The sequence below is a fragment of the Bradyrhizobium sp. LeoA1Lang genome, from assembly GCF_055413685.1.
In genome coordinates this window covers 1-14,508 of record NZ_JBVAPG010000186.1, presented here as the reverse complement: position 1 = coordinate 14,508, position 14,508 = coordinate 1, and the positions used below count along the sequence as shown (strand labels likewise).

General features: G+C 61.7%; 8 protein-coding genes and 1 pseudogene. 4 read left to right on the top strand and 5 right to left on the bottom strand.

The window, feature by feature from the left end:
• Positions 1-1,088: 1,088 nt before the first annotated feature.
• Together ACZYOF_RS37005 and ACZYOF_RS37000 are read right to left on the bottom strand one after the other, a co-directional pair.
• Positions 1,089-2,717 (bottom strand): inorganic phosphate transporter, encoded by a 1,629-nt coding sequence (locus ACZYOF_RS37005; RefSeq protein ID WP_463718854.1) that lies wholly within the window; start codon positions 2,715-2,717, stop codon positions 1,089-1,091.
• A gap of 419 nt (positions 2,718-3,136) precedes the next feature.
• Positions 3,137-4,492: a UdgX family uracil-DNA binding protein gene (locus ACZYOF_RS37000; protein ID WP_463718853.1), complete on the bottom strand. Its 1,356-nt coding sequence runs from the start codon at positions 4,490-4,492 to the stop codon at positions 3,137-3,139.
• Between the two features lie 219 nt (positions 4,493-4,711).
• Between ACZYOF_RS37000 and ACZYOF_RS36995 the strand changes: the two genes are divergently transcribed.
• From ACZYOF_RS36995 to ACZYOF_RS36980, 4 genes are all read left to right on the top strand, one after another.
• Positions 4,712-5,503 carry an ImuA family protein gene (locus ACZYOF_RS36995; protein WP_463718852.1) on the top strand — a complete coding sequence of 264 codons (792 nt, stop codon included), beginning with the start codon at positions 4,712-4,714 and terminating at the stop codon, positions 5,501-5,503.
• Entirely contained in the window at positions 5,397-7,034 is a 1,638-nt protein-coding gene (locus ACZYOF_RS36990) for a Y-family DNA polymerase (protein ID WP_463718851.1), read from the top strand. Before ACZYOF_RS36995 ends, ACZYOF_RS36990 begins: the two co-directional genes overlap by 107 nt.
• Positions 7,031-10,444 carry an error-prone DNA polymerase gene (locus ACZYOF_RS36985; RefSeq protein WP_463718850.1) on the top strand — a complete coding sequence of 1,138 codons (3,414 nt, stop codon included), beginning with the start codon at positions 7,031-7,033 and terminating at the stop codon, positions 10,442-10,444. The genes ACZYOF_RS36990 and ACZYOF_RS36985 overlap by 4 nt, the downstream gene beginning before the upstream one ends.
• Positions 10,445-10,606: 162 nt before the next feature.
• Positions 10,607-11,446, top strand: coding sequence for a universal stress protein (locus tag ACZYOF_RS36980; protein WP_463718849.1), 840 nt, complete (start codon positions 10,607-10,609; stop codon positions 11,444-11,446).
• 293 nt (positions 11,447-11,739) lie between these two features.
• Here the strand turns inward: ACZYOF_RS36980 and ACZYOF_RS36975 are convergent, their stop codons facing one another.
• The 3 genes and pseudogenes from ACZYOF_RS36975 to ACZYOF_RS36965 form a co-directional block, all read right to left on the bottom strand.
• Positions 11,740-12,000 carry a non-oxidative hydroxyarylic acid decarboxylases subunit D gene (locus ACZYOF_RS36975; protein WP_463718848.1) on the bottom strand — a complete coding sequence of 87 codons (261 nt, stop codon included), beginning with the start codon at positions 11,998-12,000 and terminating at the stop codon, positions 11,740-11,742.
• Positions 12,000-13,400, bottom strand: a pseudogene (locus tag ACZYOF_RS36970) (UbiD family decarboxylase domain-containing protein); the annotation flags it as partial. The pseudogene ACZYOF_RS36970 and the gene ACZYOF_RS36975, both read right to left, overlap by 1 nt.
• A 53-nt stretch (positions 13,401-13,453) precedes the next feature.
• A complete protein-coding gene (locus ACZYOF_RS36965) occupies positions 13,454-13,945 on the bottom strand; it encodes a hypothetical protein (RefSeq protein ID WP_463718847.1) in 492 nt (163 codons plus the stop codon).
• Between the last annotated feature and the right edge of the window lie 563 nt (positions 13,946-14,508).

Here is a 14,508-nt window from a genome sequence, read left to right as displayed (position 1 = left end):
ACCAGCCGGTGTGATATCTCTCGTCATGGCGTTGCTCTCCTTTGTGGAATCAGCACCCCGAGCCTACCGGCTCAAGGTGGGCAACGCCGACCTCTTCAGTAATTCAACAGAACCCGGGACATCCCCCCGGTACAAACATGATCTCTCATTGGATTGCAGTGATCGTATTGCTCCTATTCGTTGCAGGTGGAATGGCGTTGGCTTGGCCGCATCGAAAGAAGTCAAGGGCGGGCCTTGGGGCAGATGTCAATGGCCCCGGCCCGGCGATAGATAGCGGAGATCATCATTATTCTAGTGGGGATGGTTTTTCTGCACATGACTAATTGAGCATGGGCTAAAGATGAATCCAACGGCGACATCGCAAACTTGGCGTCATATGAACGAAGCCGCCAACTGAGGCGGCCTTTTGGGGGATCGCATGGCTTGGGTCGGTTCGATTATCCTGCTCGTACTCGCGTTGGGCCTGTCTTGGGTTACTCCCGAAGTTTACCGGACAGGCCTTCCCTTCAATGACAAGTTTTGGCTGACGGTAATCAGCCTACTGCTCTGGGCAGGTTTTATTTGGTGTCTCGATAAAGCCAGTAACCCCCGGCGCTCTCGCAGGTAGCATGGGCATACCAGCGCGAACGAATTGGAGCCCCAGGTCAAATGTGGATGGCACCCGCAAGCTCGGTCCTGTCTACGCCTCTTAGGGGACGTACTTTGCTCACTAGCTGGAATCTGGTTGCCCAGTCCTGAGATCCAGCAGATGTGATTCCAGCCACTTGCGGACGAGCTAGGGGACGTACTTTGCTCGGCGCTGCAGTGACGTCTTGTCGTTCCAGGCCGTAGGGTGGGCAAAGCGAAGCGTGCCCACCTTTCTCGCACCGGCCGTGGATGGTGGGCACGCTTCGCTTTGCCCACCCTACGCAACTGTCTCCTTCCGTCATTGCGAGCGCAGCGAAGCAATCCATGCGTCCGCTTGTGGAGAGATGGATTGCTTCGTCGCTGCGCTCCTCGCAATGACGGAGTTGCGTGGCGCGGTCTTCGCGCACAAAACAAAAAGGCCCGCGCGTTGCGCGGGCCTTTATCGTTGAGAGGTTCGCTTCTCAGAACACGTTCGCGAACAGCACGTAGAGCGAAGCCGACAGCATGATCGCGGCGGGCAGCGTCAGCACCCAGGCCATCACCATGTTGCGGATGGTCGCGACCTGCAGGCCCGAACCGTTGGCGGCCATGGCGCCGGCAACGCCTGATGACAGCACGTGCGTGGTGGACACCGGCAGGCCGAAAGTATCGGCCGCGAAGATCGTGCCAGCGGCGACGAGTTCGGTGGAGGCGCCCTGCGCGTAGGTCAGATGGGTCTTGCCGATCTTTTCGCCGACCGTGATCACGATCCGCTTCCAGCCGATCATGGTGCCGAGGCCGAGCGCAATCGCGACCGCGATCTTCACCCAGGTCGGGATGAATTTGGTCGCGCTGTCGAGCGAGGCCTTGTAGGCGTTCAGCGTCGCGATGTCTTCCTTGCTGAGGTCGCTCTCCTTGTCCTTCATCAGGAAGCGGATCGCTTCCGAAATCAGGTACATGTCGTTGCGGGTGTTGCCGACGGCTTCCGCGGGCACCTTGGTCAGCGAGCCGTACTTCATCACCTGGTTGCTGACATCCTGTACCAGCACCGCGAGCGAGGGGAAGGTGCCCTCATTGAGGTGGTGCAGCGAGATGTACTGCGTCACGGCCGGACGGGGATCGCCGATAATGCTGTGACCGGCGCCCTTCGCCGCGATCACCTTGGAGGCGGCTTCCGAGTTCTTCTGGAACTGGGCGATCTGGGATTCCGGCAGCGCGCGGTTCAGCGCATAGGCGGTCGGCACTGTGCCGATCAGGATCAGCATGATCAGGCCCATGCCCTTCTGCCCGTCGTTGGAGCCGTGCGCGAAGCTGACGCCGGTGCAGGTCAGGATCAGCAGGCTGCGGATCCAGAGCGGCGGCGCCTTGTTGCCTTCGGGCGCGGCATAGAGCGCAGGGTTGCGCACCATCATCTTGAGCACGAGCAGCAGTATCGCGGCGCAGACGAAGCCGACCAGCGGCGACAGCAAGAGCGCGTAGCCGATCTCGGTGGCCTTGCTCCAGTCGACGCCGGAGGTGCCATCGCGGCCGCGCATCAGCGCATTGGCGATGCCGACGCCGATGATCGAGCCGATCAGCGTGTGCGAGGACGAGGCCGGCAGGCCGAAATACCAGGTGCCGAGATTCCACAGGATCGCGGCGATCAACAGCGCGAACACCATGGCGAAGCCGGCGCTGGAGCCGACCTGCAGAATCAGCTCGACCGGCAGGAGCGAGATGATGCCGAATGCGACCGCGCCAGACGAGAGCAGCACGCCGAGGAAGTTGAAGAAGCCCGACCACATCACCGCGACTTCGGCGGGCAGCGAATGCGTGTAGATCACGGTCGCGACCGCGTTGGCGGTGTCGTGGAAGCCGTTGACGAATTCAAAGCCGAGCGCAATCAAGAGCGCAACGAACAGCAGGATGTAGGGCAAGAAGGTGGTGACGCGGGTGCCGGTGGCATCGACGTCGGAATAGATGCTGTAGGCAACGAACAGCAACCCTGCCGCGAGGATGCCGAAGAAGAGGATCATCGTCAGCGGATTGAAGCCCTTATCGAGATTTGGCCTTGAAGCCGGCTGAATCGGTCTTTCGTCGCGTACTGAAGTATTGAGTGCAAAATCGGTCATTCTGACGCCCCGTCAAAATACGGAAGGAGGCCCTTAGTCTTGACCATTGACTTGAAGGTTAGATGACAGCCGTAGTTTGCTTGAATGAAACGCGTGTCGCAACGGTGCTTGAGTGTTGCATCGATGATCGTCTGTCACGCGCGCTCGCGACATGAATGTTGACCATTCACATGACGAGCCATGCGCGCAGCGAAAGTGTGTGATGGATGTGTGATGGAAAGGAAGCGGTCGGGCGCTGCCTGACGCCGGGGCTGTGGCGCCGCGGCAGCGCGCCGACCTCATGGGAACGTCATTGGCGTGAACAAGACGCCCCAAACTCCCCCTGTAATAGGAGAGTATCGGCCATCAATGTAAGGTTGTAAATAGATATCAGTCTTATCAACGGCTTGATATTTGCAATGCTATGCATGGTGCCATGCTTATGCCGCAGCCCGTGCGCGTTTCCTCAAGAGTTCCGCCGCGATCTTCAGATCTTCGACAAAGCGTTGATATTCCCGCGCTTTCGCATCCTCATCGGGCAGCCGCAGCAGATAGGAGGGATGCACTGTCACCAGCGCCTTCACGTCGTCGTCGAGATCGATCAGCCGGCCGCGGTTTTTGCCGATCGGCGTGAGCTTGTTGAACACGCATTGGGCAGCGGTCGCGCCCATCGCCACCACCAGGTCCGGCTTGATCGAGGCGAGTTCCCGCTCATACCATTGGCGGCAGGCCTTGATCTCCGGCGTATTCGGCTTCTGGTGCAGGCGGATCTTGCCGCGCGGCACAAATTTGAAATGCTTCACCGCATTGGTGATGTAGACTTTCTTGCGGTCGATGCCGGCCTCTTCGAGCGCGCGGTCGAGCATCTGTCCGGCGGGACCGACGAAGGGCTTTCCGGCCAGATCTTCCTTGTCGCCCGGCTGCTCGCCGACCAGCATCACCTGCGCGCTTTGCGGGCCTTCGCCGAACACGGTCTGGGTCGCATGCTTATAGAGATGGCAGGCGCGGCAATCCGCGGCTTCTTCCCGCAGCGCACTCAGGCGGTCGGCGTGGCGGATCATGGCGGGTTCCGGTGGCGTGGCACTTTCGCTTGCGGGCTTAATCGTCGAAGCCTCGGGTGAGTTCCTCGATTGCTTCGCTGCCAGCCGTGCCGGGTTGAAGATCGTAGCGTAATGACGCTGCCAGATTTCCTCCAGCCGATTGCCTGCGGGCATCCCGGCCTCGCTGATGCCTGGCGTGATCGACACCGCATGTCCATCCCAATGCGCGCAGACATCTGATGTGAGGATCGACCAGGGCATGTCGGCAAAGCGGCTCGCGAAGAAGGGCGCGGCCAGTTCCACGACATGGTGCTGCGGCTCGAACCAGGCGACGAAATGCGATGTGTGCTCGCGCCCGATCTCGCGGAAGCGGATCGACGTCCGCATCCGCTGTGCCTCGTGATGCACGGCCTTCGCCATCGCATGGATACGCGCGACGTCGGGATCGTCAGCGACGTCGAGCAGGTCATGATCGCGGTGCAGGCGCCACAACAGGCGATAGAGCAGGGCGAAGCGCTCGGCGTCGCGATGCAGGATCGCGGTTTTCGCCAGCTCGACGAATTTGGCCGGCACGTTGAACGTGCTGTGCGGCGGCTCGAGCGGCGCTTCGCGGTCCAGCGCATCGAACGGTTTGACTTCGTTATCGTGTACCGTCCAGGTCACATTGTCAGGCGGCACCTCGTTCAGCACCAGCGCCCGTGCTGCCTTCCGCCAGCCGTCGAAATCAGTCTCGCTGTCGAGGATGATGTGGTGCATGGCACTTACTCTCCCTCCCGTGATGCCCGGGCTTGATCGGGCCATGAAGGCCCTCATAAATCCCATTGATTTCACTCAAGAATTTATCCCGTTACCAATCCGATTGACTCCTCCCGCGCAGTTGGCTTTATATTAGAACATACCATGAACAATTGGGCCAGCTTCTGGTTTCTCCCTTAAGCCAGCAGCGGCCCCGATATCTTCCTTAAGGAGCGGCGCATGACGAGCGCACGCCTGAGCACGCTTGCGTCCTTGCGCGGGCGCATTGAACGCATTGAGACATCCAATGAAGCGCATGCGCTGCAGCGGATCGCGCTGGGCCATGCCGGCGCCGATGCGATGCTCAAGGGCGGGCTTGCGAGAGCCGCGGTGCACGAAGTGTTTGCCGAGGGCCACCAGGGCGCTTCCGCCACCGGTTTCATCGCAGGCCTCGCCGGCCGTCTTGCCGCCCGAAAGCCGCTGGTCTGGGTGCGGCAGGATTTTTCCGAAATCGAATCCGGCGCACTGTCGATGAACGGCTTGTCCGAGCTCGGCCTCGATCCGCGCCTCCTCGTCACCGTGCGCGCCGCCGACATCGACAATGCGTTGCGCACCACGGCCGATGCGCTCGCCTGCGACGCGCTTGGTGCCGTCATCATGGAAGTCTGGGGCGATGCGCGGCAGCTCGATCTGGTCGCCAGCCGCAAGCTGACGCTCGCCTCGCAATCATCAGGCGTCCCCGCGCTGCTGCTGCGCCTGGCGGCAACGCCGCTTCCGTCCACCGCGGAAACCCGATGGATCGTGCGCGCGGCGCATTCGCCGCCGGGCGCCAGTTGGAGCGCGTGGGGCGCGCCTCTGTTCGATGCGCAGCTCGTTCGCAACCGTCATGGCCCGGTCGGGCGATGGATCATGGAATGGAAATGTGATGAGTGCCTTTTCAGCGAACCGTCGGCGTATCCTCAGCCTGTGGCTGCCGCGCCTGCCCATCGATCGGATCAAGCGGCAACTGGCCCGCACCGCCTCGCCAGTTGAAACGCGCAAGCTGTCTGAACTCCCTCTCCCGCAAGCGGGAGAGGTCGAAGTGCCGAGCGTTGTCGTCATCAAGGAGCACAACGCGCTGGTGATCCACTCCCTCGACGACATCGCCGCGCGAAGCGGCCTGTCGGCTGGCCTGCCATTGGCCAATGCCCGCGCGATCTGCCCGGAATTGACGGTCTATGATGCCGACGAGGTTGCCGATGCCAGGACGCTCAACGACATCGCCGACTGGTGCGACCGCTTCACACCTCTGGTGGCGCTCGATCCGCCCTCAGGTCTCTTCCTCGATATCACCGGCTGCGCCCATCTGTTCGGCGGCGAGCGTGCGATGCTGCAGATCGTCTGCGGCGCCCTCAGTCGGCGCGGCTTTGCCGTCAGCGGCGCGATCGCGGCTACCTCGGTCTGCGCCCGTACGCTGACGCGGCATTCGTCAGGCCGGATCATCGAGGATGGTGCGGAAGCCGAGGCGGTCGCCCCGTTGCCGATCTCGGCATTGGGGGCCGATGATGCGATCACGAAAGGTCTGCGCCGCGCCGGCTTGAAGACAATCGGCGACGTCGCCGCCCGCGCGCGCCATGAGATCGCGGCGCGTTTCGGCGCTGCCTTCACCACGCGGCTCGAGCATGCGCTGGGGCAGGGCGATGCGCCGATCAGCCCGCGCAAGCCATTGCCTGACTACATCGTCGAGAAGCGTTTTCCCGAGCCGATCACAACCGAGCCCATGATCGCGATGACGCTGCAGAACCTCGCCAGGATGCTGGTCCAGGCGATGGACAAGCAGGGCAAGGGCGCGCGGAAGCTGGAAGCAGGCTTCTTCCGCACCGACGGCGCGGTGCGCACGCTTGCCGTCGAGACCGGGCGTGCTGTGACCAAACCCGAAGTGATCGACCGCCTGTTCCGCGAACGGCTCGACGCACTCAACGATCCCCTCGATCCCGGCTTCGGCTTCGACCTGATCCGCCTGTCCGCTGGTCGTACCGAGATCGTGGTGCAGCAGCAGCGCGATCTCGACGCCCATGTCCATGACAATGACGAGCTTGCCGCGCTGATCGACCGCATCGCCGCCCGCATCGGGGGCAAGCGCGTGGTCGTGCACCTGCCGGAGGATACCCATATCCCCGAGCGCGCGGCGCTTGCCGCGCCCGCACAGCATCATCTGGCCGCGGCCTCGCAAGCCGCCTGGCCAGCGCGCGCCGAGGGCGAGCCGCCACTGCGTCCGCTGCGCCTGTTCGAAAAGCCGGAGCCGATCAAGGTGCCGTTCGCCACCGTGCCGGATGGACCGCCGCATCGCTTCACCTGGCGTCGCGCCACGCATCAGGTGGTGCGGGTCGAGGGTCCTGAGCGCATCGCCATGGAATGGTGGCAGCGGGACGGAAAAGTGCTGACGCGCGACTATTTCCGCGTCGAGGATGAACAGGGCCTGCGCTTCTGGATCTTTCGCGATGGCCTTTACGACAGCGAACTGATCGACGAAGACGGCAAGCCCGTTCCCGCCAACTGGTTCGTGCATGGGCTGTTCGCATGATGGAACCGGCGCTCGACTATGCCGAGATCGGCATATCAAGCAATTTCTCCTTCCTGCGCGGCGGATCGGATCCGCGCGCCTATGTGCATCAGGCGAGCATTCTCCGCATTCCCGTGATCGGGCTTGCCGATCACAACACGCTCGCCGGCGTGGTGCGCGCCTACAAGGAGCTCGAGAATTCAAAAGTAACGCACCCGCCCAAGCTCCTGATCGGTTCGCGCATCGTCTTCATGGACGGCACGCCTGATATTCTGGTCTATCCGCGCGACCGCGCGGCTTACGGCCGGCTGTGCCAGCTCCTCACTCGCGGCAAACGGGGCGATGACATCAAGCGGATCGAAAAAGGCGAATGCCATCTGAAGCTGAACGATCTGCTGGACTTCGCCGAAGGCCAGCTCCTGGTGCTGTCATTGCCGCATCGTTTCGAGACGACAAAGTCGCTCGATCTGCTCGAACGCCTGAAAGCAAGCCGCGCTGATGGCGTCTGGCTCGCCGCAAGCCTGCTCTATCGCGGCGACGACAAGCGACGCCTGGCACGATTACATCATCTTGCGACCAAAGCCGATGTGCCGCTGCTCGCGACCAACGAAGTGCTCTATCACCATCCCGCGCGCCGCCCGCTGCAGGACGTGCTCACATGTATCAGGGAGAAGACGACGATCGATGCGATCGGCAAGAGACTGGAAGCCAATGCCGAGCGGCATCTGAAACCTGCGCACGAGATGGCGCGGCTGTTCCGCGATTTTCCCGACGCGATCGCCGAGACCATGCGTTTTGCCGACCGCATCACCTTCTCGCTCGACCAGCTCAAATACCAATACCCTGATGAGCCGGTGCCGCCGGGCAAGACCGCGCAGCGTCACCTGGAGGATTTGACGTGGCAAGGCGCGCACGAAAGATTTCCGATCCGGATTTCCCCGAAAATCAAAAAGACTCTGCACAAAGAATTGCGTCTGATCAGGAAACTGAAATACGCACATTATTTCCTGACCGTGCACGACATCGTCCGGTACGCACGCAGTCAGAATATCCTGTGCCAGGGTAGGGGATCGGCAGCGAATTCCGCGGTTTGCTATGTGCTCGGCATCACCTCGGTCAACCCGATCAAGGTCGATCTGTTGTTCGAGCGCTTCATCTCCAAGGAGCGGTTGGAGCCGCCCGACATCGACGTCGATTTCGAGCATTCGCGGCGCGAGGAGGTGATGCAATATGTCTACCGCCGCTATGGCAGGCATCGCGCTGCCATCATCGCAACCGTCATCCACTATCGTCCGCGCAGCGCGATCCGCGACGTCGGCAAGGCGCTGGGGCTGACGGAGGATGTCACGGCCGCGCTCGCCGATACCGTGTGGGGAAGCTGGGGCAAGGGCCTCAACGACATGCAGGTGCGGCAGGCGGGACTCGACCCGAGGAACGCGATGATCGGGCTCGCCGTCGATCTCGCCACCGAGCTGATCGAATTCCCGCGCCACCTCTCGCAGCATGTCGGCGGCTATGTGCTGACGCAGGACCGGCTCGACACCTATGTGCCGATCGGCAATGCCGCGATGGAGGATCGCACCTTCATCGAATGGGACAAGGACGACGTCGACGCGCTCAACATGATGAAGGTCGACGTGCTGGCGCTGGGCATGCTGACCTGCATCCGCAAGAGCTTTGACCTGATCGCCGATCACAAGGATGAGCGTTACGAACTGGCAACGGTCCCGCAGGATGACGGAAAAGTCTACGACATGCTGTGCCGCGGTGAATCGCTCGGCGTGTTCCAGGTCGAAAGCCGCGCGCAGATGAACATGCTGCCGCGGCTGAAACCGCGGACTTTCTATGATCTTGTCATCGAGGTCGCGATCGTGCGCCCGGGGCCGATCCAGGGCGACATGGTGCATCCCTATCTGCGCCGCCGCAAAATGAAACCCGAAGATATCGAGTATCCGTACCCCAAAGGCGGCAACAAGGATGAATTGCGCAATGTCCTGCACAAGACCCTTGGGGTACCGCTGTTTCAGGAACAAGCGATGCGCATTGCAATCGAGGCTGCGGGATTCACGTCAGAAGAAGCCAATGGATTGCGTCGTGCGATGGCCACCTTCCGCAACGTCGGTACCATCGGCAATTTCGAAGAGAAGCTGATCGGCAATATGGTCAGGCGCGGTTACGACCCCGTCTTCGCACAAAATTGCTTCGAGCAGATCAAGGGCTTCGGTTCCTACGGCTTCCCGGAAAGCCATGCCGCGAGTTTTGCCCAACTCGTCTACATCTCCTCCTGGCTTAAATGTCATCATCCCGACGCTTTCTGCTGTGCGCTGCTCAACTCACAGCCGATGGGCTTTTACGCCCCCGCGCAGATCGTCGGCGACGCCCGCAAGAATGGCGTCGAGGTTCGCGAGATCGACGTATCCTACAGCTTCGCCCAGAACACCCTGGAAGAGCGCAGCGGCGACCATTGCGCCGTCCGCCTCGGCTTCCGCCAGATCGACGGTTTCAACTGGAAGGACCCGGACGAAGAGAGGCTGAAACAGCAGCAGGCGTTATTCCGGGAGGTGCCAGCGCTCCCTCTCCCGCTTGCGGGAGAGGTGGAGCCTCCCTTGGAACCCAACGCCTGGGCCGACCGCATCGTCGCGGCGCGGCAGCGGCGCCCCTTCGCCTCGCTGGAGGATTTCGCCCGCGACACCGGCCTGCCCAAGCGCGCGCTGATCCTGCTCGCGGACGCCGATGCCTTCCGCTCGATCGGCCTCGATCGCCGCGCGGCGCTCTGGGCGGTGCGGCGGCTGCCCGACGACGTGCCACTGCCTCTGTTCGAAGCCGCTGTTGCCCGCGAGCAGCCGGACGAAAACGCGAAACCATTGCCGCAGATGCCGCGGCAGGAACAGGTGGTCGCCGACTACCAGACCATCCGCCTGTCGCTGAAGGGCCATCCGATGGAATTCTTGCGAGAGAAATTTGCAAAAGAGCGCGTCATACCCTGCAAGGAGGTCTGCCATCGCAATGACCGCCGCCGTATCCGCTGCGCCGGCGTGGTGCTGGTGCGGCAGCGTCCGGGCAGCGCCAAGGGCGTGGTGTTCATGACGCTCGAGGACGAGACCGGGATCGCCAATATCGTGGTGTGGCCGAAGGTGATGGAGCAATACCGGAAAGAAGTGATGGGCGCGCGGCTGATCCTGGTCGAAGGCTATATCCAGAGCAGCCCGGAGGAGGTGACGCACCTGGTCGCGCAGCGCATGATCGACCGTTCCTACGACCTCATCGGTCTCTCCAACGACGCGTTCAGCGCCAAGCCGGCCGTGCCCGCCGGCCCGGCTTTGGTCGAACCTCTCAACGACGACCGCCGCGACCACGGCGAAAACTCCCCGCAAAGAATCCGCCACCCCCGCAACGTCCGCATCCTGCCGCCGTCACGCGATTTCCATTGAACTCCGCCGCTGTCATTCCGGGGCGCGCGTAGCGCGAACCCGGAATCCATTTCGCAATGCACTCAGCGTTGGCGGTCTCGTCCCGAAGGTCTACCATGTCGAAAGTCAGTGCCGTTTTGGCTGCCTGGACTATCGTTCATCTGCAACGGGCGGGAGCTGACAATGAAGACGATTTTGGTACCAACCCAAAATACCCCGGCCATGACATCCGTGCTCGAAACGGCGGTGCTGCTCGCGCAGCGCACCGGCGCCTATATTGAGGGTGTTCCACTGTGGTTTGGCACGCCTGAGTTTGTCGTGGCGGGGCTGGCCAGCACCTATTCCATGGAAACCTATCGGGTGCGGCGCGAAGCGGAGGCGGCGGGGGAGCGCGAGCTGTTCGAGACCTTCATGCAGCAGCACGGTGTTGCTGCTATGAAAACGACCGCGGACCGGCCCTGGTATAGCTGGTTTGCCGAGGTGCCGCCGGGCGAGGGCCTGGTCGGCAGCCATGGCCGCGCGTTCGATGTGATTGTGATGAGCAGGCCATCCGCTGCTACGGACCCACTCTATCGGCGGGCGATCGAGTCGGGACTGTTCGAAAGCGGCCGGCCTGTTGTGCTGTCGCCGCCATCAGCTCCGAAAGAGATCGCGACCAACATCATGATCCATTGGAATGGCAGCACCGAGCAGGCCCGCGCCAACGCCTTGGCGATGCCACTCCTGCGCCTGGCCGGACGCGTGACGGTGTTGACTGTCGTCGGTGGACAGGATGTGCCGGGTCCATCGGCCGATCAGGTGCGCAAGCAATTGCGGTATAACGGCATTGCCGCCGAGCCCATGAGCATCGAGCTGAACGGTCGCAGCACCGGCGAAGCAGTCCTCGCCGCGGCCAGGGCGGAAGGCTGCGATCTCTTGATCAAGGGAGCCTTCACAAGGACCAGGCTGCGGCAAATGATTTTCGGCGGCGCCACCAGCCACATCATGGAGCACGCAGACTTGCCGTTACTGATGGCGCATTAGAGCATGGGAGGCGCCACGAATTCATCCCTCATCCCGAGGAGCCGCGAAGCGGCGTCTCGAGGGATGGGCCACGGGCGCTTCACTCTCCGTCATTTCCGGGGCGCACCATAGTCGCCACTTCCTCCGTCGTCATTCCGGGGCGTCCGAAGGACGAACCCGGAATCCATCGGGCCGCAGACGCAGGTGGAGAAATGGATTCTCTGATGTGCAATTGCACATCATAGCTCGATGCTTCGCATCGCCCCGGAATGACGACGGCCAATGTGGTTCCGCCTTCGGCATCCGGCCCGGACTCACGAGGATGATCGACGCGGTGGAATCGGTGGAACCACCTGCAGATTGGGAAGATCCTCGGGGCGCAGCCGAAAGGCAGCGGGATATTTGTCCGGGTTCACGTTCTCCTCCGGCTCGGTCGATCTCCAGACATAGAGGCATGTCGGACAACCGAACACAGTCCAGATCCCGACAACGGGAGATTTGCTGCGCACCTCGACCTTGCCTGATCGACATCGCGGACATGCGGCCGGAACAGTGTCAGCGGTTGTCGCCGTCATTTCCTCATCTCCTTCGCCAGAGCCATGAGCTTGGTCCGCCACTGATCGGTACGCTGCGGCTTGTCGAGTTCCTCGCCATAGTCGCCGCGGATATCAGGCGCGACCGGCGTGGTGGCATCGATGATCATCTTGGTCACGACACCAGTCGGGCTGCAGGCCGGATCCAGCAGATTCTCCGCGAGGTTGGGGATGGTCACGATGTCCCCCGCAGGATTTACCTTCACCGATATTGCCCACATCACCTGCTTCAGATCGAACGGATCGACTTTCTCGTCGACAACGATCACGACCTTTGCGTATCCGAGACCATGGGTCGTGGTCAGCACGCGCAAGCCCACATATTTGGCGAAGCCGCCATAGCGGATCTTTGTCGAGACGACGACCACCAGACCGTGGGTATAGAGTGCGTTGACGGCGACGACTTCGGGAAACGTCGTCTTGAGTTGAAGGAAGATCGGCGCGCTCGTCGTCATGGCTTGCAGGAAGTCGAGCTCGGTCCAGGGCCGCCCCACATAGACCGCGTCGTAGACCGGGTCTTTGCGGTGCGACACGCGATCGATCTCGATCACCGGATATTTATGGCATCCTGAATAATAGCCGGGGAATTCACCAAACGGCCCCTCGGTCTCTCGCGCTGTCCGCGTAGCAGGCGGCCCTCCAGCACATATTCGGATCCCCAGGGGATATCCAGGCCCTTTGCAGTCTTGACCACACGGTATGGCGCGCCCTGCATCACGGCCGCCATCTTGTATTCGAGCTGATCGTAGAGCAGCGGCGTCGCCCCCATCAGCGTGATGATCGGCTCGTTTCCCAGCGCGATCGCGACTGGCAAGTCTTCGCCGCGGGCTTCCGCATGAGCCATATGGATCGCGATATCGTGCTGCGGCACGGTCTGGATTCCGAGGCGATTCCGCCCCTTGACCTGCAGGCGATAGATTCCGACGTTCTCGACATCGTCGTTATTCCAGTCGTCGAGATCTCGGCTGATGGTGCAGGCTTTGTCGATGAAATAGCCGCCATCGCCGCGGTTGAGACGAAACAGCGGCAGCAGTTCGTAGAGGTTCACGTCCTTGTCGACGACGACGTCTTGCCAGGGCGCGCTCGCAACGCGCTCCAACGTGCCAGGATATTGCTGGAAGCGTCGGACGAACTCAAAGAACTGGTCGCGCATGCCGGCGTCTTTTTTCATGCCAAGCGCGAGAGCATGGTTGCACCATGACCCATGTACGTTCATGGCGACCCGAGCGCTGGTGTAGCCCGCGATGTTGTCGAAATAGATCGCGGGGCTGTCCTCGCCGATCTCTGTGAGGGCGCAGGCCGCGGCCGCCATGTCGGGCTCAGGAAGAACCTGATCATGGATGCGCAGCAATTGCCGCTCTTGCTCGAGGGCGGACAGGAATTCGCGAAGGTCCTTGTAGGCACGCATTTCTGCCCCCAATTGCTCAGATTGGTTTCAGGCGGCGCGTAACGCGGCAATCTGCCGTTGCCAACGCGGCAGTACGGCTTTGGGATCGTGCAGTGCAAAGGTGACTCCGCCTGTCACATCAGCGTATGGCGCGACATGCTGGCGTACCGCCTCGACATCCGCCTCGAAGAACGCCAGCGGCACATCGACAGAGGAGTGGGCAAGGCGGCGACAGCGGAGCTTTGTCTCGCAAATGCCGCCATCGAGTGAAAGCGCAATCGTGAGCCGTCCTTCACGTTCAAGATTGGACGCCATGGTCGATTGCGGAAAAATCGCAAAGCGGATGCGGCCTGAAGGCATGATCACCATGTCGCCTGCACTCAGCAGCGCAGCGTGAGGCCATCCGTCGGAACCTACTGTCGAGAGACGCAGCGCCTGGGTTTTGGTCAGCAGGTCGGTGCCGTCAAGATAGCGGGCCACCCCGTCCGGAATCCCGCTGCTGGTTGCGGGCGCCGTGTAGACATGCTCGGCTTCCTTCATCTCACATCTCCCTCGGAGGTGATCCGCATCCCTGCGAAAATCGAAGGCAGTTCGTTGATGTGGCGTAGGCTCGGTGCGCCCCGGTCATCGCTACGATGATGCGCATCGCTCTCAGTCTCCCAGAAGAGACAAGCGTGACTAGCTGTGTAAGAAGCGTACTACCAAAGGATGTCCCTTGCAACGGCGCCTGGATTGAGCGCGTACTGCGCCTTTGCCCACCCTACGGCTTCTGCAGTTCGCTGCACTGTCTCCACGTCATTGCGAGCGGAGCGAAGCAATCTATGCCTCCGCTTGCGACGCTATGGATTGCTTCGCTGCGCTCGCAATGACGATGTGGTTGCTTTGGGTGCGACAAATCAACCCGACGGGCAAATCACCAAAAGTCTGTCCAGCCCTCGCGGAAAAAACATTCCGCTTCCGTCGTCGGGCAAATCAGTGATTTAACTCCGCGCGTCTCACGGCGGATGAGCGACTATCTGGATTGTCAAGTTGCATTGGCGTAAGCGGCACGCGCCTCGCGTGCTTTGGCGTTGAGGCGGACCAGGAGCTTACGGGCGAGCGCA

Bases quoted from the DNA above. Each gene is read 5' to 3' on its own strand.
- ACZYOF_RS36975 (WP_463718848.1), bottom strand. From the start codon at position 12,000: ATGACGGCGACAACCGCTGACACTGTTCCGGCCGCATGTCCGCGATGT.
- ACZYOF_RS37000 (WP_463718853.1), bottom strand. From the start codon at position 4,492: ATGCACCACATCATCCTCGACAGCGAGACTGATTTCGACGGCTGGCGG.
- ACZYOF_RS36980 (WP_463718849.1), top strand. From the start codon at position 10,607: ATGAAGACGATTTTGGTACCAACCCAAAATACCCCGGCCATGACATCC.
- ACZYOF_RS37005 (WP_463718854.1), bottom strand. From the start codon at position 2,717: ATGACCGATTTTGCACTCAATACTTCAGTACGCGACGAAAGACCGATT.
- ACZYOF_RS36995 (WP_463718852.1), top strand. From the start codon at position 4,712: ATGACGAGCGCACGCCTGAGCACGCTTGCGTCCTTGCGCGGGCGCATT.
- ACZYOF_RS36965 (WP_463718847.1), bottom strand. From the start codon at position 13,945: ATGAAGGAAGCCGAGCATGTCTACACGGCGCCCGCAACCAGCAGCGGG.
- ACZYOF_RS36985 (WP_463718850.1), top strand. From the start codon at position 7,031: ATGATGGAACCGGCGCTCGACTATGCCGAGATCGGCATATCAAGCAAT.
- ACZYOF_RS36990 (WP_463718851.1), top strand. From the start codon at position 5,397: ATGAGTGCCTTTTCAGCGAACCGTCGGCGTATCCTCAGCCTGTGGCTG.